The following is a 25096-nucleotide window of genomic DNA, read 5'->3' as shown; positions in this document are numbered from 1 at the left end:
CTGCCTCCTCAGGAAGCTTTGTCGCCCCGGGCTCAGCAAGTCTTAATATAGCATGCCCCCTCTAATAGTGTCAACTTACGCTATCGACAAAAAGCCGGCAATAAGGTGCTGATGCGCGTTCCCTTTAACTAGTCCGTCCGATTGTTCTTCGGCACAAGACGCGTTAATCAACCAGCGTTACCCGCGTTCCGGGCGAGAGGTCCGGGTTTAAAAAATCCATGGGATCGGTGCTTAAAACTCTATCGATAACGGCCACGTCGGTGCCGTGACGCTTAACGAGCACGGGAACCGAATCGACCAACACTTCTTCGTACCGGGGCACTTCCTCCTTTTCGTCGTGCAGGCAGCTTTCTACGTCCAGAACGGTATAGAGGATCACTGGATGGGCACCCCCTTTTCCGGTTTCTTCTTGGCTTCCTGTTCATCAACCAGGATCTTAAGCTTGGCAAGGGCATCCGATATGCCGCCGACCTGGTCGATAAGCCCGTGTTCCACCGCCTCCCTCCCTATGAGTACCGTCCCGATATCGCGTGCCAGTTCACCGGTACGGAACATCAGCTCCCGGAAGCGCTCCTCCGAAATATTGGAGTGTTTGACGACAAAACGCACGACCCTGTCCTGCATCTTTTCGAGGTATTCAAAGGTCTGCGGAACGGTCAGGATCTGGCCCGTGATACGGATGGGGTGGATGGTCATGCTGGCCGTCTCGGCGATAAAGGAATAATTGGCGGCCACCGCGACCGGCACGCCGATGGAGTGCCCGCCGCCCAAAACGAGAGAGACCGTCGGCTTGGAAAGCGACGAAATCATTTCAGCCATGGCCAGGCCGGCTTCAACGTCACCCCCGACCGTATTCAGGACAATGAGAACTCCTTCAATTTCAGGGTTTTGCTCTATGGCTACGAGTTGGGGAAGTATGTGCTCGTATTTGGTCGTCTTGTTCTGCTGCGGCAGGACCATGTGACCTTCTACCTGGCCGACGATGACCAGTGTGTGAATGTTGGTCTTCGCTCCGGGAACAGCCGTCACGCCGAGTTCCCTGATGGCCCGCATGCGCCGGCGGGTCGGCGATTCGGCGGGTGCGGCGGGTTCGGGCATCGGTTCCGGCTCAGCAGCAGGTTCGTCCGGTATTTCGTTTCCGTTGAAAGACACATAATAGCCCGGATAGCCGTGGTAGCGGTTAGGCACGGGTATTCCTCCCCGTAAATTTCGTTATTTTTAGTATGCTTTCGTCCGGCTTGATCTAACCAATTTATACCCTCGCCGGATACATTCCGGCTGCTGAAACTCCTTTGCGTTTTGAACGTGCCTTGGCGCAAGGTGCTTCTTGTGTTAGCCTATGGGTGGGGGCGATGCCCCGGCGGTTAGTCTCTCAGACGTTGAGGAGGGGTATGCGTGCAAGGTCGGGAAATAAGGAAAGGATTCTTTTTAGCGCTGATGATATTTACGCTGGCCATTATCGGAGGCGTGATCTTCGCCGAGGAGGTCGGGCCCTACCTGCAGCCATCGGTTGAAGGCCTTAAGTCGATTGTGGCACAAAGCAAAGAGCTGGCTCCCGAGGCTCAGAACGTGGCGCTTGCCGTGACCATCTTCCTTAAAAACACCTCGGTGGCCCTGATCCTTATCGCCGGGGGCCATCTTTTGCTGGGCATCCCGGTCTTCTTTATTCTGCTCAGCAACGGGCTCCTGATAGGCTTCTTCGCCACCGTTCTGAACGCGAAAGGCGTCAGCCCCCTGGCTTTTGCCACCGGGCTTCTGCCACACGGCATCTTCGAACTGCCGGCCCTTTTATTGGCCGCGGGCTACGCCCTGGCTGTGGTCTTGCGGCGTTTCAGGCGGCGGCAGGGCCCGCCCTTCGGCGCGAAGATGCGTTATCTGGCGGGGGTGATCATCCCCTTGCTGGCCGTAGCGGCCGTCATCGAGGTCTACGTCTCTCCGCGGGTAATGGGCCTGTTCCTGACACCCTCGCCTTAAATGGCATTCCCGAACGACCCGGCACTCAACTCGAAGATCCATTACATTTAAAGCTAATTGTTAGTCTTCGAGACGCCGATTTAGACCGATCTATAACTCGCTGCCATCAGTTGAGTACCGGAGATTCCTACTACTGACTACTTACATCCGAAATAGGGCCTCAAGGCCCTATTTCGTTATCGGCATATTTCCCGCCGCCCCGATCCATGCTAGGGCTGAGGTGATGGATTAATGAGCCGCAAAAAAGACAACGAGGCGCTCCGTACCCTGCGCCAGCTGGATGAGGTGCGCTGGGAATCGAATAAGGAACTGGGGATTACGGACGCCAACCGGTACGTAGACGGTGTGGCCCTGCGGCCCGATATGGGCGTGAAAGGCGACGATTCGAAGGATCTCGTCAAAGCGGGCGAGGAAACCATCCGGAAAGAAGGATTGAGAAAAACCTTGGCCAACCTCGAAAAGGATGTCCGAAGCCGGAAGTCAGAAGTTTGACCAGGAGACATTCCTAATGCTTAATTCTTAATTGTCAGGTAACAGGACATCGTTAACAGTTTTTATCAATAACATCGTTGAACATGTTTAGCATTAGCTCGATAATAGCCCTTGCTGTTCGGGTCTGGGTTTATCCCCGCAAGCGACTTTGCTGAAAGCTTCGGGCACCGTTCTTAGCAAAGGTGAAGCCAGCGTGGCTGCCGACGAGGGCGTTCGCGGGCGCTTCCGCCGTCGCAGCGTCGGCCGTACGCTTTTCCTCGGCCTTGCCTGCGCGAACTTGTCCGTGACAGAGGAAGATGCTCGTTCGCCTCGGGCGCCGGCCGAACTCGCTGCGCTCAAACAGCGGCCGACGCTTTCCCTCGGCTCACTGCGCATTCTTGATTTATACTCCCAACGTTCGCTGCGTCAAGGCCTCGGCGCGTACTTGGGCAACCTTTGGAAAGCTGCGCCCGCGAACAATCCGCAGGAGGCCCGCCACGCTCTGAACTGAGCTTAGGCAATCACCCGAAAGGCGTTCAAAAGCGAGCATGGCGCGAAAGGCCTTTGAGATGTGGGTCGTGGGAAGTCAGAAGTGGGAACACAGGGTTGGAATTCGCTTGGTGAATTCCTTCATTGATACTCACCTCTGACCTCTCGCCTCACACTTCTCAAAGTCAGGCGAAGCTTTTCAACGGCCTCATAGAACGGTCGAAGCGGAGCACTGAGCGGCGGGGATAACCCAGACCCGCTGTAACCGTTATCGTTGGTTACCAGGGTCGAGAAATTGTAGTTTAGGATACAAACTACCCTGGATGTAAACGATGTGCTGCTCCTTATCAGTTAATGCTTAGAGCCAAATAGGGCCCTTTTGGCTTGCTTCGACCTGTTCCAGTTCAACAGTTTTATACTCGCCGGGGACGCGGACCCTCACAGGCCGCTCCCGGTCATAATAGACCCTGGGGACGTGCGGGGGCACCGCCGTAACGCGGCACTCGATGCTTGCCACGTCGCCGGGCTTCACCTCCAGGTTGCTGACGTCGACCACGCAGTGCTGCATGCCGACACGCCCGACGAGCCGAGCGGGATGCTCGCCAAAACGCACCCTGGCGTCCCCGGCCGTTAACGAGCGCATACCCTGGAGCGCCGCCCGGGCAGCCTTGCGCAGCGCGTCTCCGACACCTGAAACCGGACGCGAGGGATACATCGTCATGCCGTCGGCGAAACCCAGGGGCAGCACGGCAACCGTCATATCACGCCGCGCCGTAAAATCGCCGCCGTAACCCACGCTCTCGCCCCGGTGCACGCGCCGCACCATCCTGACAGTGGACATCACTTGCCAGGCCGGTTTGAGCGAAAGGTATCCTGGACCCCATCCGTACAGCAGGTTGCCGACGCGGACCATCCCCAGGTGAGAGTCAGGCAGCAAAACTGTTCCGGCGCTGTTTGCAGCATGGATAAAAGGAGGTTTCAGGCCCATGTTGTCCAACCGGTCAACCAGTTGGAGAAACCGGTCCAACTGCTTGCTCATCGCCGGCTTCTCGTGGGCCGCGAAATGGGTATACAGGCCTTCGACGACCAGCCCCCTGACATCCTGAAGCCGGGAGAGAAAGTCCGGCACGTCGGCTGCGGGTAACCCAAAACGGTGGAACCCCGTATCCACTTTAACGTGGATCCTTACCAGCATCCCGGCCTTGTACGCGTGCTCTCCTATCTCCCGCGCCACATCGAGGCTGTTCAGCGTTACATCGGCGCCGAGATGCACGACCTCCTCAGCCTGTCCCGGGCCGGGGGGACAGAAAACCAGGATCGGGACGTTCAGCCCGGCCTTGCGCAGTACGGAGGCCTCGACCAGGTCGAAGACCCCAAGCCGGTCGGCCCCGCTCGCCAAAACGGTTTTCGCCGTCTCGACGGCGCCGTGGCCGTAACCGTCCGCTTTGACCACCGCCAGCAACTGCACGGCCGGACCGATCAATGCGCGGACCTTCATCGTGTTGTGGGCCAGGTTGTCCAGACGTACGGCAACCCAGTTGGGACCGAAGTTTAACATTAACGTTTCGCACCCCCGGCGCCCGACAACAACTCTTTGGCCCTGGCCAGCCTGCTCCTCCATTCCCGGTAGCGGGGCTCTCCCCAGTTCCAGAGACGATAGGCGGTCACCGCGAACGGATAGTCAAACTCGCCGACAAACTCCACGAGTTCGCCGTTGAACCCCTTCTTGAACCGGTATAAGCCGTAAAGGGGGTTATCGGGATTCATGTCCCCGGAAACGCCGCGAAAATCGTACAGCTTGCAACCCAGGGACTTGGCCCAGCAGATCATCTTCCATTGCAGGAGATAGTTGGGCATGACGTTACGATGCTCGTTGCCCGAAGCACCGTACACGTACCAGACCTTATCGCCCAAGGTAAAGGCCAGGGTACCGGCGATGGGCTGTCCTTGGTAATAGGCCATAAAAAGCCTGGCATAACCTCTTTCCACCAGGTGCTCCCAGATGATGTCGTAGTACTCCGGCCCGCGGATCAAAAACTTATCGCGGGCGGCCGTCTCCCGGAGCAGCCTGTAGAAATGGGGCAGGTCGGCCTTGGCACAGTCATCCTTTACGATGACGCCTTTACGCTCGGCGAGCCGGATATTGTAGCGGGTCTTTTGGTGAAAACCGGCCAATATCTCGTCCAGGTCCCGGTCGATGGAGAGACGATAGACAAACCTGGGTTGGAGCCCCTCGAAGTTGGGGCCCCTGGAATGGCGGCGGAAACCCAGTTCGGTAAGGAGAGGAGTAATTGTTCCGTCCTCAACGACATCCGGGTCGATTTTAAAAAGAATGGCTCCGCGTTCTCGGCCCAGTTGCTTAATGCCCTGCATCAGGGCCTCCCAGACGGCCTTATCGCGGAAATCAAGCACCGGCCCGCGGGGCGCGTAGAGGATCGGCCGGCGCAAGACCGGGAGTTCGCGTTCGAGTATGCTGGCCGCACCCCTGATGGTTCCCTCCGCGTCTTCCACAACCAGCCGGTGAGCGCGCCACCCGGTAGCGGCCTTGACCTCGCCCCACTCGTAAGACTGCAGGATCTCGCCCTTGGGATGGCCCTCGACAAAGGCGTTGAACCTGTCCCGTTCACCTGCGCCGATCAACCGCGCCTGCAAACTCATCAACCTACCTCCCGCCCCAATCACAAAAAGACGCGGAGTCAAGAAAAAGCTCTGCCCGTCTTCCGCGTCCGTCAAGCTGTCCAGCGTAGTTAAAGCACCGGCTCGTTCTCTCGTTCTGCGGCTTTTGCCGTGATTCGAGAAGAATTTCTCTGCCTCGACAGCAAATCCTGCAACCAAGTTGTGTTTGCCGTTCTTATTCCCGACAAAAAAGGAAATCCCGGTCCAGTTCCACCAGACCGGGTTTATCATGCGCTTGTGCCGGGGGGCCAGCCGAAGACAAACCTACGCGGGACAGTTGTAGATCGCGTCGGCGAGGCGGAGCGACTGGGCGCGCACGCCCGCAATATCCTGCAGGTCGCCCTTGAACTTGTCGACGTCCGGCGCGTCAGCCTGCATCGTTACGGTGATGATGCCGCGTTTCTTTGAAGGGTCGGGGATTCCGGTTCGGCACAGGATTTTGGAGCCGTAACGCGTCAATACCTCCTGCACTTCCGGCCCGCGCGAGGCCCGTTCCTCAACCAGAATACCGACTACGTAAATGCCATCGGCCAAAGCGCCTCAACCCCTTGTAAAAGAGATGCTGCTGTTAAATTCTGCCCGGAGAAGCAGCGAATGATTCGGAAATATCCGATCATGTCCATCCTGGCTAGTCCTTGTGCTCCGAAAGGGGCCGGCCGGGGTCGGTGCCGTGGGCGTAGCCGGGATACGGCTCGCGCTCCAGCAAGGCCAGCAACTCCTTGACACCGTCCACGGGCGGCAAGCAGCGCTTACCTACGCAAACAAAGGCCTGGACTTTCCCTTTCGGGCTGTACCCCGCCCGCATAATCTCTTCGTCGTCCCGCCCCCTGACCAGCAGCCGCACCGTTTTAACGGGCCGATAGACGCGCAGGGCGGCCCCGTGAAGATCGGCCGTCGCCTGGTCGCCCGGTCCGACCACCGTAACAACGGTCACCGGGGTCAAGAGTTCGAAAACGGCCAGCGCCATCCCGGAGGCCAGTGTCCCATACCGCCGGTACCCCGCGAGAACGGCCTGCATGGCTTTACGCGCAAGGCCTGTATATCTTTCTTCCCCTGGCATCAAGGCCTCCAGACCGGCCAGCCACCGCGCCGCCCGCGCGTTGACCTGCGGGTCCTTGAGCGGGACAGCAAGCGCTCCCGGGGCACCGGGGTCGGGAACGATGTCGTAAAATCCGCCTTCCGGCGCCGCCAGTTTCGCGATGACAAAATCGGCCAGGATCCTGGACCGGTCCAGCCATTTGGCCTCGCCGGTGCTCTGGTAGGCCGCCAGGCAGGCGCGGCCCACTTCGACCTGGTCGTCGAGCCGCCCGAAAAGGCCGGCTATGCCGTCCTGATCGACGACGTGGGCCATGCCCCGGTCTTCCCGGTAGGCATGCCGCCACAAGCTATCCAGGGTTTTCAGCGCGAGTCTCCCCCAGTATCGCTCGCCGGTAACCCAGCCGGCCAGGAAGAGGCTTTTGGCCGTCATCCCGTTCCAGTCCACGTAGATGTGGCGGTCGATGTAAGGCGGGCGCATCTTTTTGCGTTCCGGCATATCCAGCCGGTAATACTCTTCATCGGCGTCCTGGGTCCCCGACCAGCATTCGGTCTCTTCTTGATAGAGGCTGTTCTCCAGGTAGCGCAGGACATCACGCGCGACGTCCAGGTACCGCTCCTGGCCGGTGATCTGAAAGGCCTGCAGCAGGACACCCAGGAGACCGGCGTTATCCTCGAGCATCTTCTCAAAGTGAGGAATGAGCCAGTCCCGCGTGGTGCTGTAGCGGAAGAACCCGCCCTCCACCGCGTCGTACATGCCGCCGCCCGCCATCCCGTCCAGGCTGGTCAGGGCGACGTGCAAGAACTTTTCGTTGCCGGTGGTGAAGTAAACGTTGAGGGCCAGCTCTATGGCCTCGACCATGGGGAACTTCGGCGCGTCGCCGAAACCGCCGTACACGGGGTCAAAGTCTGTGAGGAGTCTCTGGGCGGTTTCCTCATAGGGCTCGAGCGTCAGTTCGTCGAGGGGCGCCGTCTTTGGTTCTTTGGCAACCGGCTCGTCGACCTTAAAGGATTGGGGCTCGCGCCTGAAGAGTTCGGCGGCCCGTTCTAGGAGCGACTTCAACTGTTCCGGAGACATGTAGGTACCCCCCGTGACCAAGCGCCCTTCGGGGGTAAGGATGGCCGTCGTCGGCCACCCGCCCATATTGTAGCGCACGTTGACGTCGGGCCTCTGGTCGGTATCGACGCGAACGGGAATGTATTTTTCATTCAACAGGCGGATGACCTCCGAGTCCGAATACGTCTTCTCGTCCATCACGTGACACCAATGGCACCAGACCCCCGAGATCGAGAGGAGGATAAGCTTCCTGTCGGCCATGGCCTCGGCAAAGGCCTTGTTGCCCCATTCGCGCCACTTGATCTCATGTGCGCGGTTGGGACGCGGGGAAAAATGAAACTTGGCAGGCATCCGGCCATCTCCTTCCCTGCTCTGCCCAAAACTCCCGGAATGCTGATCCGGGTATCTTGTTCCCCAGTATTCACCTCGACATCAGTTACCCATACTTACACAAACTTCCTGCATCAATAAAGGTTATAGGCTACAGGCTAAAACAAGGCAAAAGCATGAGAGCAATAATCTTTCAACCCGCCTTAACTGCCTGGAAACTAATCATTTCAACGGGAGGGAACGATATGGAACACCAACTCGAAAACTTTCCCAGGGAACTCGCGCACAAGATCCAGGAGGGACGCCAGGCCGGCCTGACCGACGATCAGCTGCGGGAAGGAATCGTGCACCTGACGGACATGCTCTCCAAATTCATCAAGCCGGACTCGCCCGAAGAGGCGCTGATTAAAGCCATGTGGGGGGTCAGCACGGACGAGGAAAAGCGCACCATAGCCAACATTATGCTCAGGCTCGGCGATCAGTGGGCTTCCCCGAAAAACGTTCAATAATCGCGCCGCCCCTCCTGAGGGGGAGGTACAGCGGATTACTCTCACCGGGCGGATGCCAGGGACATTCGCCTTCTTTGTTCTTGCCCAGCATTATCCAAGCGTGCTACCCTACGAATGACGAAACCAAAACGCAAGGTGGGAGCCAATCATCCCTCTGGCGGCCATAAACCGGCGCGACCACTCCCGCCACGGCCAGCCCGATCAGGACGAGGCCCAGGACCCCCCCGGATCAGGCGGTCGACAGGGCCGGTGTTGACCTTGAATTCCAGATTCATTGGACAGCCCCTTTTCAGCGGTTATGGGAGGGGCGGCGCCTGCGTCCCCATGTCGACCAACCGGCCAGGTCAAAGAGGAGGCAGTACCGCGTAGCCGCCGTCAACAACTGGTAAAACCCCAGCACGGCGAAAGCCGCCGACCATGCCGGGTTTACGGCGCCGCTCGCCGCCAGGACCAACAGGACCGCGCCGAAAAGCACCCTCACGACCTGGTCCCGCATCCCAACGTTCTGTGTGAAATCGAGCCGCATCCTCTCATCTCCGGCTTTGTACTGGTTAGGATTAACATCGCCCGTACAGGGACGAACTATGCGGAAACGGCATTTAAATCTTCTGGAGGGGAACTTTATACTTAGAATTCGGCGAGGAGGAAAAGCAGCAGTGGCAGCCCAAAAAATCCTGATTATCGGGGGAGTGGCCGCCGGCCCGAAAGCCGCGGCACGGGCCCGGCGAGTCGACCCGGATTTGGAAATAACCATTCTGGAACAGGGGCGGTACATATCCTTCGGCGCCTGCGGGCTTCCTTACTATATCGGGGGTATAATGCAGAAAATCGAAGAACTGACCCAAACCCCGGTCGGCATAGAACGCGACAGCGACTTTTTCCGGCGGGTCAAGGGCACGACCGTGCATACCCGTACGCGCGCTGAAGCCATTGACCGGCACAAGAAAGAAGTGCGCGCCGTCAACCTGGAAACGGGCGAAACAGCCTTTTTCCCCTATGACAGACTGGTGATCGCCACCGGAAGCAGCCCTGTCCGTCTCCCTATTCCCGGCGCCGATCTCCCCAACGTCTTCCACGTCTGGACGATCAAAGACGCCGTTGCCATACGCAAGCGCCTGGAATCAGGCGATGTGAGGGACGTCGTCGTGATTGGGGCGGGGCTCATCGGCCTTGAAGTAGCCGAATCCATGGCCAAGGCCAAAGGCCTCCCCGGGGAACCGCCGCGGGTGACCGTCATCGAGGCGATGGCGCACATTACCCCCAATCTCCTGGACCCCGAAATCGCGGCCTTCGTAGCCAAAACTCTCCGCCTGAACCAGCTCGAGGTGCGCACCGGGGAAATGGCCCGGCGCATCGAGGAAGCCCCCGGGGGCCGGATGCAGGTGACCACGGACAAGGGCACGCTGGCCGCCGACCTCGTCATCGTGGCCATCGGGGCGAGGCCCAACGTTAGCCTGGCCAAAGAGGCGGGGCTGGAAATCGGCGTGACCGGCGGCATCAAGGTTAACGAAAGGATGCAGACCAGCGATCCCGACATTTACGCCGGAGGGGACTGCGTGGAGAACGTCAACATCATCACCGGGCAGCCCATCTACACGCCTCTGGGTTCGGTGGCCAACAAGCACGGCCGGGTCATTGGCACAAACGTGGCCGGGGGCCACGAGACCTTCCCCGGCGTGCTGGGAACAGCCATCTACAAGGTGTTTGACTTTGCCGTAGCCCGGACCGGGCTAACAGAGAAACAGGCCAGGGACTTCGGCTACCCCGTTGCATCGGTTATTGTCGCAGGCGGGGACCGCGCCCACTTTTATCCGGGGTCGCGGGCCGTCCACATCAAACTCATCGTCGACAAGAACACCCGGCGCGTTCTGGGAACGCAAATCGTCGGACCGGGCGACTGCGACAAGCGCCTGGATGTGGTTGTCGCAGCCATCTCGATGGGGGCCACGGTGGACCAGCTGGCCAACTTTGACCTGGGCTACTCCCCGCCTTACAACACGGCCATGGACGTCCTGCACCACGCCGCCAACACGATGCGCAACAAGCTGGACGGCCTGGCGCGGACGCTGGGGCCCGCCGAGGTCAAACAAATGATCGACCAGGGTCAGGATTTCGTCCTGGTCGATGTCCGGACCAACCGGGAGTTCTCCAACATCCCGCCGCTTAGGGATAAGGTGTCTTTTATACCGCTCGCTAAGGTCAGAGAAATGCACGAGAAGCTGCCCAAAGACAAGCCTATCGTCGTTTACTGCGCCGTCAGCATGCGGGCCTGGGACGCCCAGCGCATTCTCAACGGGCTGGGCTTCAAGGACGTGCGCTTCCTGGAGGGGGGCCTGGCGGCCTGGCCTTATTAGCCACTTCGCACTTCTCAAAGACTTTGACCAGCATCTTGCGGCGCCTCGGCCCGTCAAACTCGGCGAAGAAGATGCCCTGCCAGGTCCCCAGGGCGAGGCGCCCGTCCTGCACCGGAACGACCTTCGCCGGCCCGACCAGCACGGACTTGATGTGGGCGTCCGAATTGCCCTCCGCGTGCTTGTAGTCTCCGGTCGCCGGGACGAGCCGCGTCAGGAAGGCCAGGATGTCCCGGGCCACGGAAGGGTCGGCGTACTCGTTGATGAGGACGCCGGCGGTGGTGTGGGCAACGTAAATGTGACAGACGCCTTCCCTGACCCCGCTTTCAGTCACGATGCGCGCGATCTCGGCCGTTACGTCAACCAGCTCGCTGCGCAACCGGGTTTCAACCTCGACGGTTTGCCATGCCACCCGCCGTCTCTCCTTTCATCCGTCCGAAAAGAACCGGGAGCAAAACCCGGAGGTCGTCTCCTTCCAGCGCGAGATGCGCCTCCGAGGCGACATCGGGCGCGGCGTTGAAAGCCACGCCCAGGCCCACCATGGGAAACAGGGGTGCGTCACCGACGCCGTCCCCCACCACGGCCACCTCTGAAGGATGGACACCCCAGGCGCGGCAAAGCGGAAGCAGATGTTCGGGTTTGCCGTCCCAGCCCACGTTGATGATCACCCGCCCGTCCGCCACGCCTGCGGTAAAACCGAGTTCGTTGGCGATGTACCGTTCCACCCCGAGAAGGCCCGCGACCCGCCGCACCAGGACATCCAAACCGGACGAAAGGATAGCCGTCCGCACGCCGAAAGCGCGGAGCGTTCCGGCGACTTCCCTGGCGCCGTTCCGGAGCGGGATCTCGTTTACTATGGATTCAATAATAGCGTGCGGCGTCCCCCGCCACGCATAGACATCACGCTCGGCGAATTCCTTATAGGTTATTTTGCCCGCAAGGAAGGCGTTAAGCGATTGCAGGCCCTGGCTTTCCCAGGTCCCAAGCCGCTCGTGAATATACTGCCAGACGCTCCGCACGGGTGTAAGGGTTCCGTCCAGATCAAAGATAACGGCCTTCAGCGGTTTGCCGGTATACGCACAGCCGGGGCTTCGCAACACGGAAACCAAATGCTTCACCTCTCGCGGGATAGCCTTTTCCCCGTCGGAACCCATTTTACCAGATGGTCTTGCCAAACCCAAGCCAAAAGATGCTGGATGTTAGACGTTGGATCTTGACTTGATGCAATCTGTAAAACGGATTGCTGTCAATGGGTTTTTAACACGCCCCTGTGGTATGTTATGGTTACTATCAATAACACATACAGGAGGGGAAAAAGATGGACGCCATTGCCGCTCTCAAGAAGAGACGCAGCGTGCGAAAATACACGCCGCGTGCGGTGCCCCGCGAGCTGGTGGAGGAGATCGTCGACTGCGGCAGGCTTGCCGCCACGGCGAACAACAAGCAGCCGTGGCTGTTCATTGCGGTTACCGACGGCGAGACGCGGGAGCGGGTCGCCGCGCTGACGGACTACGGCAAGTTCATCGCCGAAGCCCCCGCATGCATCGCGGTATTCTGCAAGCATGCCGAAAAGTACTACCTGGAAGACGGGTCGGCCGCGACGCAGAACATGCTCGTCGCCGCCGCCGCCCTGGGGCTGGGATCGTGCTGGGTGGCTGGCGACAAAAAGGCCTACGCGCCTGAAGTACGCGCCCTTCTCGGCGTTCCCCAAGAATTCACTCTCGTGTCGCTGGTGTCCTTAGGCTATCCCGCCGATTCCAGGGGGCGTGCCAGTAAACGCTTGCTGGCTGAAGTCATGCGTTGGGAACGCTATTAAGCTGTTAAACTGATATGGCCTGGGTTATACCCACGCCCGAAAGCTGTGGGGCGGTAATCCCAGGCCATCTTAATTATCTGACGTGATGGGGCATTTCGTTAGGGGTTTCAATGATCACCTCGACAAACCCCATGTACTCGGCATCCTCGTACCAGGGAGCCTGGTAGACCAGTTTCTTGATCCCGTTTTTTTCAATGGTGTAGCAGTTGACCTTCCGGGTTCTTAACATCTCTTGCAGCTTGCTCCTGGCGGGCTCAGGGTGACAGTCCAAGACGTTCCTGCCGATCAGCGCTTTACCGCCGTACTTGGCAAAAACCTTGCAGGCCTTGTCGTTCATTTCAAGGATGATCCCGTCGGCATCGCAAACGGTAATCGCTGCCGAAAATCCTTTAGCCCAGGATGCATTAAGCATTTAACAGCCACCTTTTGCCATAGACTTGCGTTTAAAAAATATGACCGGTTCTCTTCGGCCTGGATTAAGCCCAGTATTTCCTGTCCAACGTGCGGTACTGGACGGCCTCGGCGATATGTCCCGCCTCAATCAGTTCGCATCCCTCAAGGTCGGCGATGGTCCGGGCCACCTTGAGAATGCGGTCGTGGGCCCGGGCGCTGAGGTCCAGCTGGTCGAAGGCCGCCTTGAGGATACCGGCTGCATCCGGAGTAAGGCGACAGAACTGCCGGATCTGGCGCACCGTCATCCGCGCGTTGCAGTCCGCGCCCGTGCCGGCCAGCCGCTCCCGCTGCACGGCCCGCGCCGCCTCGACCCTCGCCCGGATGCCGCCGGAGCGTTCCCCCGCGGTCTGCCCGGTCAGCTCACCGTAATTCAGGCGTCCCACCTCGATCTGAATGTCGATCCGGTCGAGCAGCGGCCCGGACACGCGCCTGACGTAGCGTTGAATCTGCAAGGGGCTGCAGCGGCACTCCTTCTGCGGGTCGCCGTAATAGCCGCAGGGGCAGGGATTCATCGAAGCCACAAGCATGATCTCGGCCGGGTATGTGACAGCCGCGGAAATGCGGGAAATACTTATCGTCCCGTCCTCCAGGGGCTGGCGCAGCGCCTCCAGGGCGTCCCGCGGGAACTCCGGGAGCTCGTCGAGAAAAAGCACGCCCTTATGACTTAAGCTGATCTCCCCCGGCCTGGGGACCCTTCCCCCGCCGGCCAGGGCCACGCTGGAACAGGTGTGGTGCGGAGCCCGGAAGGGCCGCCTGGCGACCAGGTGCTGTCCGGGCGCGAGCAGTCCGCCGAGACTGAACAGCTTGGTGCATTCGATGGCCTCGTCAAGAGTCAGGGACGGAAGGATGCCGGGGACCCTCCTCGCCAGCATCGTCTTCCCGGACCCCGGGGGTCCCACCATCAGGACGTTGTGCCCGCCCGCGGCCGCCACCTCCAGCGCTCTCTTCGCGGCGGGATGGCCTTTCACGTCGGCCATATCCAGCTCTTCGCCGGCTTCGTCCCTGAGCAAGGCCGCCGGGGCAACGACAAACGGCGCGATTTCCTCTTCCCCGGTCAAAAACCGGACCAAACGGGAAAGGTTTTCGGCGCCGTAGATTTCCATAGCAGGGACCAGCGCCGCCTCCCCCGCGTTTTCCAGCGGAACGACGGCCTTGCGGAATCCGTCCCCCGCCACGGCCGCAATGGACGGCAACACCCCGCTGACGGGGCGGATGCTGCCGTCCAGGGAGAGTTCGCCGAGGAAGACGAACTCGGGAAGCCTTTCAGGGGAAAGCTGCTGGGTAGCCGCGAGGATGCCCAAAGCGATGGGCAGATCGTAGGCCGAGCCCTCCTTTTTGATGTCGGCCGGGGCCAAGTTCACCGTGATCTTGCGCGAGGGGAAGTCGAAGCCGGCGTTCCTGACGGCCGCTTTAACGCGGTCCTTTGCTTCCCTTACGGCCGTATCCGGCAGCCCGACGATCTCCCACGCCGGAAGCCCTCCGGCGACGTCAACCTCGACTCTCAGCACGTACCCTTCAAGACCGATCAGGGCAATCGAATGGACAATGGCAAGCATTACCGAACCTCCATTCCTGACTACCCTAATTCCTCCTGGCTTCCGGAAACTCCTGCCAAAATATGTTTGCATGTGTCGATTGATGTTTTAAAAAGGGGTTAGCCCCCGGCTACCCGCCTGCTGTCCGATTCGTACACGTGCACTGGAACTTGCCAGTCGTAATTTGCCGGTGATGGCTTGTCAGCTCCGATCAACTTTACCTGGCTCCCGTTCCACGCTGATCACCAGCCAGATGCCGGTGAGTCAATGGTACAACACCCTGGCCGATCCCACTCTCGCTGACGCGATCCTGGACCGGCTGGTGCACAATGCCTACGAACTGGAACTGAGGGGGGAGTCTATGCGCAAATTAATGACCAAGCTTGACTGATTCCGGCCACCTGGGTATATTATCCCCAACCGGCGTCGCTACGGTCCGACCCCCGGCCGGAAACTCCGGAACAGGTGGCCGATTTCACCGGAATGCGCACCTGTCAAGGGGCCACGCCTGGCACCTGCGGTTTAGCCTGGGGGCGACGCTGACGCTTCCGGCACCGGGAGCAATGCGGCGAACTGGCTGGCCCCGGGATACGTTGTGGACTATTCGCGTATCCCGTTAACAGGGTTGGCTTTCAACCTTGCCGATATATCCGCGCTGGTGGGGTTCGCGCTGGCGTGCTCGTTTGCGGTGTCGGGGCGGTATACGAACCGGACTCGAACGACTGACAACCCGAACTACGGAAGGTGAGAAAGTGCAGGGAAAACGCGCAGTCAGGCTCCTGCCCTGGCCGGTCACTCTGATCGGGGCCTGCCACGAAGGGAAACACAACGTGATGACCGCTTCCTGGGTCTGCCAGGTATCCTTCAGGCCGCTCCTTGTGATGCTTTCCATTGCGCCGGAGCGGTACACCTACGGGTTGATCGAGAAGAGCGGGGAATTTGTGGTCAGCATTCTGACGGAAGACCAGGCGGAAGTCGCCGATTTCTGCGGCTCCCGCTCCGGTCACAATGTGGACAAGATCTCCGCCTTGGGGCTCAAGACGCGGCCCGGCCAGGCAGTGAAGGTCCCCGTGCTCGAAGACTGCCTGGCCAACATCGAGTGCCGCGTCGTGGCCGCGCACCCGGCGGGGGACCACGTGCTGTTCGTCGGGGAGGTCGTGGGGGGTTCCGTTGTCCGCCCGGACGTTTCCCCACTCCTGATGCTGGACTGGAAGCCCGGGAAGTTCAACCCCATCGCTGAGAAGTAGGCGATGAAAGCGGCGTATGGGCGTGAAGCAGGCCGACCCCAGGGTCAGGGACTACTTCTCGGACCTGTTTGCCGGGAAGCCGTGTTCCAGTAGAGAACGGTCGGACCGTGCGCCGAGCAAAGGGCGTATCGTATAGTGGGTGCGAAGCCCACTGGGTAAGGTCTAGCCAACCACCCATAGCGAGTCTTGGGGTGTAGGGGGTAACCTCTGCACTTAAGCGTAGACAGCGAGATAGCAGGCCATAAGCCGCAAGGCTGAAGGGATTAAGCTTCGAAATCCTCAATGGGAAGGCCGATGCTGTGGTCTGAGCAGAAGGCAACACCGCTGCGGTCGTAATGGCAAGACTGCTGTAGCTTCCCCGAAGTCGTAGACCTTGGCATGCTAGACGTCGTTACGGCACATCAACTCGGGAGACCCTGTTACGCCCTTCCTGGAACAAGGGAGTATGGCCGACAAGCGATACAAAGCAAGAGAGTGCTAAGGCAACAATGTCAGGAGTAACGTAGTGCACTTCTTAGGCCTCCAAATAACAGAGGGCCAACGCAAAGACAGCGCACGCCGACCTTTTGACAGATCAACTCGACCACCCGTTCCGGTTGAAATCGTCTAGTCATTCCGAATCGACCACTTGTTCCAGGCTAATCGACCACCACCTCGGGCAAGGCGGCGCCGGATAACTACATTCGGTCCAACCAGCGGAAAGACCTTCATCGCCTGCGCTCTAGCCAATGCTGCCTGCCGGCAGGGGCTTTCAGCCCGCTACTACCGGGTGCCCCGGTTACTGGCCGATCCGGCCCTGACCAGGGCCGACGGCTCCTGTCCCAAGCTGATGAGTACGCTGGCCAGGATAGATCTCCTTGTTCTCGATGAATGAGGCATCGCCCCCTTCTCGGCGACCGACTGCCGGGAGATCTTTGAGGTCATTGATGACCGCCACCAGACCCATTCCATCATTATCGCCAGTCAGCTTCCAGTGGAGAGCCGGCACGCCGCTTTTGCCGATCCGACCGGAGACCGTTTTGGACCGTTTGGTCCATACGGCTTACAAGATCACGATGAAGGGCGATGCGGAAGGGATTGGCTGCTTCGGCGTCAAAACAAGCAACTGGTAAGTGACCCCACACCGGTACCGCCCTAACTTCGGCAGGTGGTTGCCATCGCCGGATCAGGTGGTCGATTTCAGCCGGATTCAGTGGTCGATTTGACCGGAATACGCACTTTGGATAAATTGTCATTAGTTGTTACTGCTACCCCATAATGTCCGGAAATAGACGGTGTTAATTATCCAAGAATTGACGGAACATCTGACCAGCACAAAAACACCCTTGTCGGGGTTTTCCCGGTCAGGCAATCCCGTCAGCTTTCGGACGTTTTAGGTCAGCTCTAACAACAAAGGCGAAACGGCACCTCATCTCCAAAAACCCACCTCATAATACATGTAATACATGACAATTTAGAAGGGCATCTGGATTGCAAAAAATACGATCTGGAGAAAAATTTTTCCGGGCCGCCCATCCCTTATGTTTATTATTTCAGATTGCTGACGGCCTTGCGGGTACAGTGGCTCAAAAAAAGGCATTATAACGTCAGACCCTGGAGCTTCAAAGTAAAGCCGGAAGGGATGCCGTCAGGTTTTTCCGGAGGAAGAGGTGTTTGCTTTGGCGAAAAACAGGCGTAAGACCTTAGCTCCCGACTCTGAAGCGGCACAAATGGGAATGGAGGTCTCCGAAGGCCTTTCACGAAAGTAAGGGCGGCTGCAGCGAACAAGAAGGTCTGGAGCTAAGTCCGAAACCCGTAGGTCTGCAGTCGACAGGCCAAAGGGTCTGTAACGAGGAGCACCTGGAGTTGCCGCCCGAGCCCGAAGGCCTTTCCCGCACCCGATAGGCACGGGAACGCTTTCGCAACGATGGACGAAACAGTCTGCTACCGTTCAATCCGAAGGATTGAGCTCTCCCGCCATCCTTTCCCCGACCAGAAAGCGTGCCACAAATAAACCAGGATTTGCTGCATTCGCGAAGGCGACGGCGTGTCCGACGCCTCTTCATCGTTTATCCCCGGTATGAAATCCCGCAGGATAATGCTGTGGCCGCAGTTCTTGCAGCACACCTCCTGCCTGCCGTCAAAGGAACCGAAAACCAACATGCCGCAACGCGGACAGATCAACTCCAACACCTCCGAAGGACTTCCTTCGCCTCCGCAGGGATTTATCCTTGAAGTATATGATGACAGGGTTGAGCGCCGCTGCCTGTCCTGCCAGTCGGCGCCGTTTCTTACAGGCTGTGCTGAATGAAAGCCCGGGAGCATAATCTTAAGTAGCTCGCGAAAGGACTTAAAGAGATGGATTTTTCGTTTGCCGGAACGCGAGGGTGACAGGCTGCGTGGACAAAGCCGGGCCTGGCGGCAGCCGGCCTTTGCGAGCCGGCGGGGATGTGTTAAGATATGGACAGCTTTTCCTGCGGGGAGGCACTGCAATGGGCTGCGTATTCCCGGTTATAATGCTGATCCTCTTAGTGCCCGTGCTCTTGCTCGTGTTCTACTTCCATATCGCCACCTTTTCCTTTACCAAGCTCGGTCTCTCCCCGGAAGCGGCTCTGTGGCTGTTGATCCTGGTCCTGATCGGCGGCATGATCAACATCCCCGTATCCCGCGAGCGTTTCGTAGTGGGGGACCCGCCCCGGGCAGAGGTCTTCCCGTTCCTGTATTACCTCCCCCCGCAAATCCAGGAACGGGTGATTGCCGTAAACGTCGGCGGAGCCGTCATCCCGACCCTCCTCAGCCTCTATCTGCTGGGGCGTGCTCCCCTGTTGCCGGCCGTCGTCGCCACCGGCATCGTGACCTTCGTCGCCTATAAACTGGCCCGCCCCGTCCCAGGCGTAGGTATCGCCCTCCCCGCCTTCATCCCGCCCATCGTCGCCGCGCTCCTCGCCCTTCTCCTGGCTCCGCAAAACGCGGCGCCGGTGGCCTACATCGCGGGGGTCTGGGGAACGCTGATCGGAGCCGACCTTCTCAACCTCCCGCGTTTCCGCCAACTCGGCGCCAATGTACTGAGCATCGGCGGCGCCGGGGTCTTCGACGGCATCTTCCTGGTCGGCATCGTCGCCGCCCTGCTGGCCTGACGCGCAGACTCATACAAACGAACCCCCGCGGGCAGGATAATCTGCGGGGTGTAAGCGTGGTTTTCATTCCCGAGCGGGTCTTCATCCGCGAGAGAGCCCTGGACTATCCTCTCGGCCGCCGACTCAAGGAACGTTTCATAAAAGAGGGTTTCCCGGTCATCGTCTTAAAGCCTCGGCAGCGCATCGCGACCCGTCTTTCTCCCGGCGCGAGACAGGGCTACATCGCGGCCAAGAAGACCCTGGTCGTGACCGTGGCGGGGACCGATTCCTTCCTTTCGTCCAAGCCGTCCGCCGACTACCAGCTGCCCCTGGCTTCGGGCTGCACGGGCTTCTGCGAGTACTGCTACCTGCAGACCACCCTCGGCAAGCATCCCTACGTCCAGGTGTACGTCAACGTCGGCGAGGTCCTGGCCCGTGCCGGGCGGTACATGGCAGAAAGCGACAGCGTCGTCACCTTTGAGGGCTCCTGCACGTCGGACCCGCTCCCAACCGAACCGTATACCGGGGCGTTGCGCAGGAGCATCCTTTTCTTCGCCGCGCAGCCGCGCGGGCGCTTTCGTTTCGTAACCAAGTACACCGAGGTTGAACCCCTGCTGTCTTTACAGCACAACGGCCACACGCGCTTTCGCTTCAGCATTAACAGCGAACGCGTCATCAAGAATTACGAGCACGCCACTCCGCCGCTGGGTGAGCGTTTAAAGGCGGCGCTTAAGGTCCTGGATGCCGGGTACCCTTCGGGCTTCATCGTCGCTCCGATCATCCTCGACGGTGACTGGCGCGCCGATTACCGGGACCTCTTCGAACAGGTACGCCGGACCTGTGGCGACTTGAAAGGAAAAGACGTAACCTTTGAATTGATCACCCACCGTTACACCGAACGGGCGAAAAGCACCATCCTCGAGGTCTTCCCGAAAACAACCCTGCCCATGGACCCTGCGGACCGCCAGTACAAACGCGGGCAATTTGGATACGGCAAATACGTGTACCCCCGCGAACTGATGCAGGAGACCAGGGAGTTTTTCACCCAAACCCTTAACAAAATGTTTCCGGGAACCCAAGTCCAGTATTTCGTGTAGCTCAATCTCTTTCTCTTATTCAAAAGCGTTCTTGATGTGTTCGATCCTGACGACGCGCCCCGGCTCGTCGAGCACCACCCCGATCACATCGAAACGGCATGGGGGCTGCCCCTGGCGGCGGGACAGAAGGTAGCACTCGGCGGCGCGGCGCAGGCGTGTCCGCTTGCGGGCGTCCACTGTCTCCTCAGGCGAACCGAACCCGAGGGGTAGACGCGCCCTCACCTCAACGAAGACGAGTTCGCCCTTCTCGTCGGCAGCGACTATGTCGATCTCCCCCGCCCGGCAGCGGAAATTCCGGGCCAGCAACACGTATCCCTGTTTCCGCAGGTAGCCGGCCGCGGCGTCCTCGGCCGTTCTTCCCTTCTGTCCGGCATCGGTCATTACGCCTCACCGTCACCTTCAAAGAGCCGCAGAGCGGGCAAAAAAGCCGAGCGGTGCAGGCGGCATGGCCCGTGACGCCGTAAAGCCTCGTAATGGGCGCGGGTGGCGTACCCCTTGTGCGAAGGGAAATCGTACAAAGGGTACTGCCAGTGGCAGGCGCTCATCAGTTCGTCCCGGAAAACCTTGGCGAGGATCGAAGCCGCCGCGACCGAGGCGCTGGTGTTGTCGCCCTTAACCAGCGCGCGCTGGGGGACACCGACGCCCGGAATCTTCTGATTGCCGTCCACCAAGACCCAGTCCGGCCTTACGTCCATAGCCGCGAGCGCCCGCCTCATGGCCAGCAGGCTCGCCTGCAGGATGTTAAATTCATTGATCTCCTCGACGCTGGCCAGCCCGATACCCCACGCCACGGCCAGCCTCCGTATCTCGTCCGCCGTCTGCGCGCGCTGGGCAGGGGTAAGGCGCTTGGAATCCTTGAGGTTCATAATCACACAGGGTACCGGCAGCACCACCGCCGCGGCCACCACCGGTCCCGCGAGCGGGCCCCGCCCCGCTTCGTCGACGCCGGCGACGGTCTCGTAGCCCTCCCGTACGAGTTGAAACTCGTAACGGAACAGCTCCTCGACGCGTCCCGCTTCCTTGACCTCCCGCGCCAGCCGCCTGGCCCATTGCCGGTACAGCACTCGAGCACTCTGGCGCGGGTCCCGCGCCAGCGCGTCCAGGACAGTCCGGTCGGGTCCCCGCGTTTCCAGAAGCTCTTTTATTTCCTGCAGGCTTAAGCGGGACAAGTCCATCAAATCACCAACCAACTAAATAACTGCTGCTATATAGGGAGTGTTGACCCAGCACTCAACTGATATACGATACTGATTGTGCCGAACGAGGCTGGAGAAAAGCTAGGCATCAAGCATTTAGGATACAGCTTAGTGCTTATGGCTGTTTTTTACCGGCTCGTGCCAGGCGCTTAATCCCCGCCGCGGCGTTCATCCATCGCCGGGTCGTCAAGCGTGAAACGTCCCAGGCGGCCATCCTGAAAGTCCTTGATGATCAGCGCAGCCGCCCTCTCCAGGTCGACCCTGCCCCCCGGGAGAAGCACCCCTCTCTTCAAGCCCACCGCACCTAATACTTCCGCAGTATCGGCAGGCGCGGACGGCAGATCGTAGCGCTGCGCCAGCGCGGCCGGGGCCTTTTCGGCAAGCCACCCGAGCAGCCAGCCGGCGATCTCTTCGCAAGAAAAAACTTCCTCCTTGATAGCCCCCGTAGCCGCAAGCTTCAACCCTACCAACGGGTCGTCAAACTTGGGCCACAAAATCCCGGGGGTATCGAGAAGCTCCACGTCCCCGCCGATGCGGATCCACTGGGGCCCGCGCGTCAGGCCGGGACGGCGGCCGGTCCGGGCCGCCCTCTGACCCACCAGGCGGTTGATAAATGAAGATTTGCCCACATTGGGGATACCGACGACCACGGCCCGGAGGGACCCGCCCGGGCGACGCTTGAGCCGTTCCTGCGGAATCGACAGGATGGCCTCGACCACGCTGCGGATACCGGCACCCTTTACCGAATCGGCCTGGATGACGGGATCGCCCCCGGCCGCCAGGATCTTCTCCCACCGGCGCGTCATCGCGGCGTCGGCCAGGTCGACCTTGTTCAAGACGACAACGCGCGGCTTGGCCCCCAGCAGTTCGTCGATGCTCGGATTGCGACTGCTCCGGGGGATCCGCGCGTCAAGCAACTCGATAACCAGATCGCAGATTTTGAGCTGGGATTTGATTTGTCGCCTGGCTTTCGCCATATGGCCTGGAAACCACTGTACCGGCATCCTGGTCACCATCCGACCGGTCGGCGGCCCTATAGCCTAAAAGGGCGCCTGAACGTTTACCTAACGAGGCCTATCTGGGTTAAAGGCCAGTAAACAAAGACGGCTTTACCTATGAGGTTTCCACGGGGCAGGTAGCCCCAAACCCTGCTGTCGTCACTGTTGTTGCGGTTGTCACCGAGAACGAAGAGCATGTCCCGGGGGACGGTCTGCGGGCCGAAATCGCTGAACTCCAACCCCGGCGGCAGGTAGTCTTCCGTTACGACCCGGCCGTTGACGATCAGCTTGCTGTCTTTGAGCTGCACCGTTTCGCCCGGAAGGCCTATCACCCTTTTTACGAAGGCCCTTTTCGGGTCCTTGGGGTATTTGAAAACGATGACGTCGCCCCGTTTGGGCTCGCTGAAGTGGTAGCTGAACTTGGAAACGATGATCCGGTCGCCCGTCATCAGCGTCGGCTCCATAGAACCGGAAGGAATGAAAAAGGGCTGAAAGATAAACAGGCGGATAATCACGGCCAGGACTACGGCAATGGCTAAAGACTCGAACAGCTCGCCAAGAACCGAACCGCGCTGGCGATCGACTTTAAACAACATTACTCCTCCCAGTCGTAATGTCAAAAAGGGACTGCCTTGCAGTCCCCCGTCTCTAGTATCTGTCTCTCTCCCTGATGCGCGCCGCTTTGCCGCGCAATCCCCGCAGGTAGTAAAGCCTCGCCCTCCGGACGCGCCCTTGCCGCACCACCTCGATGCGGTCTATACGGGGCGAGTGAAGCAAAAAAGTGCGCTCCACGCCGACACCATAAGAAACCCGGCGCACCGTAAAGGTCTCGTTGAGGCCCCCGCCGCGACGGCGAATGACCACCCCTTCAAAAACCTGGATTCTCTCGCGGCTGCCTTCAACAACTTTAACGTGGACGCGTACCGTATCACCGGGCCGGAACGGAGGGATGTCTTTCTTCATCTGTTCCTCAGCCACGGATCGCAGAAGACTCATCGGTGTTGCCTCCTTAGTTTCTCAATCACAACTATCAGGTATTTTACCACACGTTTCCGAGAGATTGCAAGGTTTTCCCACCTCAGTCCGGCAAGAGGGCGTCAATCTTTTCCCTCAGCCTGCGCAGGAAATCCCTGTCCTCGGCGGTCATTCCGCCCTGCAACAGGTCCGGCCGCCGGGCCAACGTGCGTATGAGTGCCTCTTCCCGCCGCCACCCGGCGATGGCCCCGTGATGCCCGCTGATGAGCACGCCGGGGACGTCGAGCCCGGCATAGGAACGCGGCCTCGTGTACTGCGGGTATTCGAGAAGGCCGCTGGCGAAGGAATCGTCCTCGGCGCCGCCGGGCTCGCCGAGCACCCCGGGGATGAGGCGGGCGACGGCATCCACGATGACCATGGCCGGCAGTTCGCCCCCGGTCAAAACGAAATCGCCGAGCGATATCTCATCGTCGATGATCAGCTCCCTGACCCGCTCGTCGATCCCCTCGTAGTGCCCGCAGACCAGGACCAGGTGATCGCGAGCGGCAAGTTCCCGCGCTACGCCCTGGGTAAACCGCCTTCCCTGCGGACACATCAGGATAATCGGGCCGCATGTCTCCCCACGCAGGGAACGAACGTGTTCCACCGCCCGGCAGACCGGCTCCGGGTTCATCACCATTCCGCCGCCCCCGCCGAAAGGCGTGTCGTCGACGGTACGGTGCTTGTTCCGGGAGTGGTCGCGGATGTCGAAGAGGTTTATCTCCAGGAGTCCCCGCTCCCGGGCTTTCTTCAGAATACTGGCCTGAAACGGGCCCTCGAACATCTCCGGAAACAGGGTCAACACGTCAAAGATCATCAGTCCAGCAACCCCTCGGGAGGATCGACCTGCATGCGCCGGCCCTCAAGATCGATTTCCCGCACCACCTGCTTCAAAGCGGGGATCAGAACCTCTTTGCCATCGGTCCCGGCGACGACGTAGATGTCATTGGCCCCCGTCTGGAGGACATCCTTGACCTTCCCCAGCAGCTTGCCGTCCACGGTAAACACGTCGAGCCCCACGATATCGAAGATGTAGTACCGGCCGTCGGGCAGCGGAACCAGCTTTTCGCGCGGGAGCTTGAGGACGGCCCCCTTGACGGCCTCCGCGCCGTTCATGTCCTCGATTTCCCTGAACTTGAGAACGGCAAAAGCCTTGTGAAGGCTCGCCTGCTCGACGTGCATCACCGTCTGCCGCTCTCCCTGAACAAGGATCACAGAATCGAGTTCGAGAAACCGTTCGGGGAAATCAGTAAGCAGCAAAACGCGCACGGCCCCGCGATGGCCCTGCGTGTTGACCACTTTACCGATGGCGATTAACTCCCCGCTCATTGCGGCGGAGACTCTCCCCACTGTCCCTCGCGGATTTCGACCACCTTGCCGTCCTTAACGACGACCTCGACCATGGCCAGCTTGCGCCAGTCGTCACCCACCCGGACCTCGACCATGCTCTCGACGCGCCCCTGGATCAGTTCCGTTCCCAGGGGCAGGTCTTTGAGCGCCTGCACCTGCTCGGCGATTTTCTGCTTGCTCTCAATGCGCTTTTTTTTCTCAAGGTCGAACTGGTGCCGGATCTGGGCGGCCTGAGCGGGTTCTGCTTCGGCAAGGGCTTTCTTCAACTGAAACTCCAGCCGCTGGATCTCGATGTCGTTCTTCCTGATCGTGATGTCGCACTGCTTGAGCAGGTCGTTGCGGTACTCCTCGGTCAGGATCACCTTGACCGTAACCGGGCGTGTAATTACAATGCTGTCCAAAA

Annotated in this window: 29 protein-coding genes and 2 pseudogenes; 11 read left to right on the top strand and 20 right to left on the bottom strand. The window is 59.8% G+C overall.

What is annotated here, in order from left to right:
• Positions 1 to 163 precede the first annotated feature (163 nt).
• Both ACPV0M_RS02780 and ACPV0M_RS02775 read right to left on the bottom strand, forming a co-directional pair.
• Positions 164 to 379 (bottom strand): YlzJ-like family protein, encoded by a 216-nt coding sequence (locus ACPV0M_RS02780; RefSeq protein WP_425621465.1) that lies wholly within the window; start codon positions 377 to 379, stop codon positions 164 to 166.
• Positions 376 to 1098, bottom strand: a complete 723-nt coding sequence (locus tag ACPV0M_RS02775; RefSeq protein WP_425622106.1) for a ClpP family protease — start codon at positions 1096 to 1098, stop codon at positions 376 to 378. Before ACPV0M_RS02775 ends, ACPV0M_RS02780 begins: the two co-directional genes overlap by 4 nt.
• A gap of 297 nt (positions 1099 to 1395) precedes the next feature.
• Between ACPV0M_RS02775 and ACPV0M_RS02770 the strand changes: the two genes are divergently transcribed.
• From ACPV0M_RS02770 to ACPV0M_RS02760, 3 genes are all read left to right on the top strand, one after another.
• Positions 1396 to 1974, top strand: a complete 579-nt coding sequence (locus ACPV0M_RS02770) for a stage II sporulation protein M (RefSeq protein WP_425621464.1) — start codon at positions 1396 to 1398, stop codon at positions 1972 to 1974.
• Between the two features lie 231 nt (positions 1975 to 2205).
• Positions 2206 to 2466, top strand: coding sequence for an alpha/beta-type small acid-soluble spore protein (locus ACPV0M_RS02765; protein WP_425621463.1), 261 nt, complete (start codon positions 2206 to 2208; stop codon positions 2464 to 2466).
• A 193-nt stretch (positions 2467 to 2659) separates the two neighbouring features.
• Positions 2660 to 2956, top strand: coding sequence for a hypothetical protein (locus ACPV0M_RS02760; RefSeq protein WP_425621462.1), 297 nt, complete (start codon positions 2660 to 2662; stop codon positions 2954 to 2956).
• Between the two features lie 336 nt (positions 2957 to 3292).
• Here ACPV0M_RS02760 and alr read toward each other — a convergent pair whose 3' ends face one another.
• From alr to ACPV0M_RS02740, 4 genes are all read right to left on the bottom strand, one after another.
• Complete coding sequence (gene alr, locus ACPV0M_RS02755) at positions 3293 to 4492, bottom strand: alanine racemase (protein WP_425621461.1); 1200 nt, start codon at positions 4490 to 4492, stop codon at positions 3293 to 3295.
• Complete coding sequence (locus tag ACPV0M_RS02750; RefSeq protein ID WP_425621460.1) at positions 4492 to 5592, bottom strand: lipid II:glycine glycyltransferase FemX; 1101 nt, start codon at positions 5590 to 5592, stop codon at positions 4492 to 4494. The genes alr and ACPV0M_RS02750 overlap by 1 nt, the downstream gene beginning before the upstream one ends.
• Before the next feature lie 282 nt (positions 5593 to 5874).
• Positions 5875 to 6144 (bottom strand): TM1266 family iron-only hydrogenase system putative regulator, encoded by a 270-nt coding sequence (locus tag ACPV0M_RS02745; RefSeq protein ID WP_425621459.1) that lies wholly within the window; start codon positions 6142 to 6144, stop codon positions 5875 to 5877.
• A gap of 94 nt (positions 6145 to 6238) precedes the next feature.
• Complete coding sequence (locus tag ACPV0M_RS02740; protein ID WP_425621458.1) at positions 6239 to 8053, bottom strand: thioredoxin domain-containing protein; 1815 nt, start codon at positions 8051 to 8053, stop codon at positions 6239 to 6241.
• 224 nt (positions 8054 to 8277) lie between these two features.
• Between ACPV0M_RS02740 and ACPV0M_RS02735 the strand changes: the two genes are divergently transcribed.
• Positions 8278 to 8541: a DUF3243 family protein gene (locus tag ACPV0M_RS02735; protein WP_425621457.1), complete on the top strand. Its 264-nt coding sequence runs from the start codon at positions 8278 to 8280 to the stop codon at positions 8539 to 8541.
• A gap of 289 nt (positions 8542 to 8830) precedes the next feature.
• Here the strand turns inward: ACPV0M_RS02735 and ACPV0M_RS02730 are convergent, their stop codons facing one another.
• On the bottom strand, positions 8831 to 9067 hold the full coding sequence (locus ACPV0M_RS02730) for a YgaP family membrane protein (protein WP_425621456.1): 237 nt from the start codon (positions 9065 to 9067) through the stop codon (positions 8831 to 8833).
• A gap of 130 nt (positions 9068 to 9197) precedes the next feature.
• On the opposite strand from ACPV0M_RS02730, the gene ACPV0M_RS02725 reads away from it, so the two are divergent.
• A complete protein-coding gene (locus tag ACPV0M_RS02725; RefSeq protein ID WP_425621455.1) occupies positions 9198 to 10895 on the top strand; it encodes an FAD-dependent oxidoreductase in 1698 nt (565 codons plus the stop codon).
• Here the strand turns inward: ACPV0M_RS02725 and ACPV0M_RS02720 are convergent.
• A complete protein-coding gene (locus ACPV0M_RS02720) occupies positions 10846 to 11304 on the bottom strand; it encodes a secondary thiamine-phosphate synthase enzyme YjbQ (protein ID WP_425621454.1) in 459 nt (152 codons plus the stop codon). The genes ACPV0M_RS02725 and ACPV0M_RS02720 overlap by 50 nt on opposite strands.
• Positions 11279 to 11992 carry an HAD family hydrolase gene (locus tag ACPV0M_RS02715; RefSeq protein WP_425622105.1) on the bottom strand — a complete coding sequence of 238 codons (714 nt, stop codon included), beginning with the start codon at positions 11990 to 11992 and terminating at the stop codon, positions 11279 to 11281. Before ACPV0M_RS02715 ends, ACPV0M_RS02720 begins: the two co-directional genes overlap by 26 nt.
• Positions 11993 to 12210: 218 nt before the next feature.
• On the opposite strand from ACPV0M_RS02715, the gene ACPV0M_RS02710 reads away from it, so the two are divergent.
• Positions 12211 to 12708, top strand: coding sequence for a nitroreductase family protein (locus tag ACPV0M_RS02710; protein ID WP_425621453.1), 498 nt, complete (start codon positions 12211 to 12213; stop codon positions 12706 to 12708).
• Between the two features lie 73 nt (positions 12709 to 12781).
• On the opposite strand, the gene ACPV0M_RS02705 is transcribed toward ACPV0M_RS02710, so the two are convergent.
• Entirely contained in the window at positions 12782 to 13120 is a 339-nt protein-coding gene (locus tag ACPV0M_RS02705; RefSeq protein WP_425621452.1) for a PAS domain-containing protein, read from the bottom strand.
• 64 nt (positions 13121 to 13184) lie between these two features.
• Positions 13185 to 14717: a YifB family Mg chelatase-like AAA ATPase gene (locus tag ACPV0M_RS02700; protein ID WP_425621451.1), complete on the bottom strand. Its 1533-nt coding sequence runs from the start codon at positions 14715 to 14717 to the stop codon at positions 13185 to 13187.
• A gap of 202 nt (positions 14718 to 14919) precedes the next feature.
• Between ACPV0M_RS02700 and ACPV0M_RS02695 the strand changes: the two are divergent.
• The 3 genes and pseudogenes from ACPV0M_RS02695 to ACPV0M_RS02685 form a co-directional block, all read left to right on the top strand.
• Positions 14920 to 15087, top strand: a pseudogene (locus ACPV0M_RS02695) (ATP-binding protein); the annotation flags it as partial.
• A 361-nt stretch (positions 15088 to 15448) separates the two neighbouring features.
• Positions 15449 to 15943: a flavin reductase family protein gene (locus tag ACPV0M_RS02690; RefSeq protein ID WP_425621450.1), complete on the top strand. Its 495-nt coding sequence runs from the start codon at positions 15449 to 15451 to the stop codon at positions 15941 to 15943.
• Between the two features lie 628 nt (positions 15944 to 16571).
• A pseudogene (locus tag ACPV0M_RS02685) lies at positions 16572 to 17081 on the top strand (ATP-binding protein).
• A gap of 785 nt (positions 17082 to 17866) precedes the next feature.
• On the opposite strand, the gene ACPV0M_RS02680 reads toward ACPV0M_RS02685, so the two are convergent.
• Complete coding sequence (locus ACPV0M_RS02680) at positions 17867 to 18106, bottom strand: hypothetical protein (protein WP_425621449.1); 240 nt, start codon at positions 18104 to 18106, stop codon at positions 17867 to 17869.
• A gap of 308 nt (positions 18107 to 18414) precedes the next feature.
• Between ACPV0M_RS02680 and ACPV0M_RS02675 the strand changes: the two genes are divergently transcribed.
• Positions 18415 to 19059, top strand: a complete 645-nt coding sequence (locus ACPV0M_RS02675) for a DUF1614 domain-containing protein (protein WP_425621448.1) — start codon at positions 18415 to 18417, stop codon at positions 19057 to 19059.
• A 56-nt stretch (positions 19060 to 19115) separates the two neighbouring features.
• Positions 19116 to 20135 carry a spore photoproduct lyase gene (gene splB / locus ACPV0M_RS02670; protein WP_425621447.1) on the top strand — a complete coding sequence of 340 codons (1020 nt, stop codon included), beginning with the start codon at positions 19116 to 19118 and terminating at the stop codon, positions 20133 to 20135.
• A 15-nt stretch (positions 20136 to 20150) separates the two neighbouring features.
• On the opposite strand, the gene ACPV0M_RS02665 is transcribed toward splB, so the two are convergent.
• The 8 genes from ACPV0M_RS02665 to ACPV0M_RS02630 form a co-directional block, all read right to left on the bottom strand.
• Positions 20151 to 20516, bottom strand: a complete 366-nt coding sequence (locus tag ACPV0M_RS02665) for a YraN family protein (protein WP_425621446.1) — start codon at positions 20514 to 20516, stop codon at positions 20151 to 20153.
• Entirely contained in the window at positions 20516 to 21325 is an 810-nt protein-coding gene (locus ACPV0M_RS02660) for a ribonuclease HII (RefSeq protein ID WP_425621445.1), read from the bottom strand. Before ACPV0M_RS02660 ends, ACPV0M_RS02665 begins: the two co-directional genes overlap by 1 nt.
• 155 nt (positions 21326 to 21480) lie before the next feature.
• Entirely contained in the window at positions 21481 to 22335 is an 855-nt protein-coding gene (gene ylqF, locus ACPV0M_RS02655; protein ID WP_425621444.1) for a ribosome biogenesis GTPase YlqF, read from the bottom strand.
• A gap of 56 nt (positions 22336 to 22391) precedes the next feature.
• A complete protein-coding gene (lepB, locus tag ACPV0M_RS02650) occupies positions 22392 to 22922 on the bottom strand; it encodes a signal peptidase I (RefSeq protein WP_425621443.1) in 531 nt (176 codons plus the stop codon).
• 55 nt (positions 22923 to 22977) lie between these two features.
• A complete protein-coding gene (gene rplS, locus ACPV0M_RS02645) occupies positions 22978 to 23325 on the bottom strand; it encodes a 50S ribosomal protein L19 (RefSeq protein WP_425621442.1) in 348 nt (115 codons plus the stop codon).
• A gap of 82 nt (positions 23326 to 23407) precedes the next feature.
• The gene (trmD, locus tag ACPV0M_RS02640; protein ID WP_425621441.1) at positions 23408 to 24160 is read right to left on the bottom strand and encodes a tRNA (guanosine(37)-N1)-methyltransferase TrmD; all 753 of its coding nucleotides are present in this window, start codon (positions 24158 to 24160) and stop codon (positions 23408 to 23410) included.
• Positions 24160 to 24672, bottom strand: coding sequence for a ribosome maturation factor RimM (gene rimM, locus ACPV0M_RS02635; protein WP_425621440.1), 513 nt, complete (start codon positions 24670 to 24672; stop codon positions 24160 to 24162). The genes trmD and rimM overlap by 1 nt, the downstream gene beginning before the upstream one ends.
• On the bottom strand, positions 24669 to 25094 hold the full coding sequence (locus tag ACPV0M_RS02630; protein WP_425621439.1) for a YlqD family protein: 426 nt from the start codon (positions 25092 to 25094) through the stop codon (positions 24669 to 24671). The genes rimM and ACPV0M_RS02630 overlap by 4 nt, the downstream gene beginning before the upstream one ends.
• Between the last annotated feature and the right edge of the window lie 2 nt (positions 25095 to 25096).

It is taken from the genome of Desulfosceptrum tomskiensis (assembly GCF_049818055.1).
Taxonomy (GTDB): Bacteria; Bacillota; Desulfotomaculia; order Desulfotomaculales; family JASEER01; genus JBFLVT01.
The sequence above is the reverse complement of the archived record's forward strand: the minus strand, read 5'-3'. Positions and strand labels throughout refer to the sequence as shown.

Bases quoted from the DNA above. Each gene is read 5' to 3' on its own strand.
- ACPV0M_RS02665 (WP_425621446.1), bottom strand. From the start codon at position 20,516: ATGACCGATGCCGGACAGAAGGGAAGAACGGCCGAGGACGCCGCGGCC.
- ACPV0M_RS02740 (WP_425621458.1), bottom strand. From the start codon at position 8,053: ATGCCTGCCAAGTTTCATTTTTCCCCGCGTCCCAACCGCGCACATGAG.
- ACPV0M_RS02735 (WP_425621457.1), top strand. From the start codon at position 8,278: ATGGAACACCAACTCGAAAACTTTCCCAGGGAACTCGCGCACAAGATC.
- ACPV0M_RS02710 (WP_425621453.1), top strand. From the start codon at position 12,211: ATGGACGCCATTGCCGCTCTCAAGAAGAGACGCAGCGTGCGAAAATAC.
- ACPV0M_RS02765 (WP_425621463.1), top strand. From the start codon at position 2,206: ATGAGCCGCAAAAAAGACAACGAGGCGCTCCGTACCCTGCGCCAGCTG.
- rplS (WP_425621442.1), bottom strand. From the start codon at position 23,325: ATGAGTCTTCTGCGATCCGTGGCTGAGGAACAGATGAAGAAAGACATC.
- trmD (WP_425621441.1), bottom strand. From the start codon at position 24,160: ATGATCTTTGACGTGTTGACCCTGTTTCCGGAGATGTTCGAGGGCCCG.
- ACPV0M_RS02675 (WP_425621448.1), top strand. From the start codon at position 18,415: ATGGGCTGCGTATTCCCGGTTATAATGCTGATCCTCTTAGTGCCCGTG.
- ylqF (WP_425621444.1), bottom strand. From the start codon at position 22,335: ATGCCGGTACAGTGGTTTCCAGGCCATATGGCGAAAGCCAGGCGACAA.
- ACPV0M_RS02750 (WP_425621460.1), bottom strand. From the start codon at position 5,592: ATGAGTTTGCAGGCGCGGTTGATCGGCGCAGGTGAACGGGACAGGTTC.
- ACPV0M_RS02730 (WP_425621456.1), bottom strand. From the start codon at position 9,067: ATGCGGCTCGATTTCACACAGAACGTTGGGATGCGGGACCAGGTCGTG.
- alr (WP_425621461.1), bottom strand. From the start codon at position 4,492: ATGTTAAACTTCGGTCCCAACTGGGTTGCCGTACGTCTGGACAACCTG.
- ACPV0M_RS02705 (WP_425621452.1), bottom strand. From the start codon at position 13,120: ATGCTTAATGCATCCTGGGCTAAAGGATTTTCGGCAGCGATTACCGTT.
- ACPV0M_RS02775 (WP_425622106.1), bottom strand. From the start codon at position 1,098: ATGCCCGAACCCGCCGCACCCGCCGAATCGCCGACCCGCCGGCGCATG.
- ACPV0M_RS02700 (WP_425621451.1), bottom strand. From the start codon at position 14,717: ATGCTTGCCATTGTCCATTCGATTGCCCTGATCGGTCTTGAAGGGTAC.
- rimM (WP_425621440.1), bottom strand. From the start codon at position 24,672: ATGAGCGGGGAGTTAATCGCCATCGGTAAAGTGGTCAACACGCAGGGC.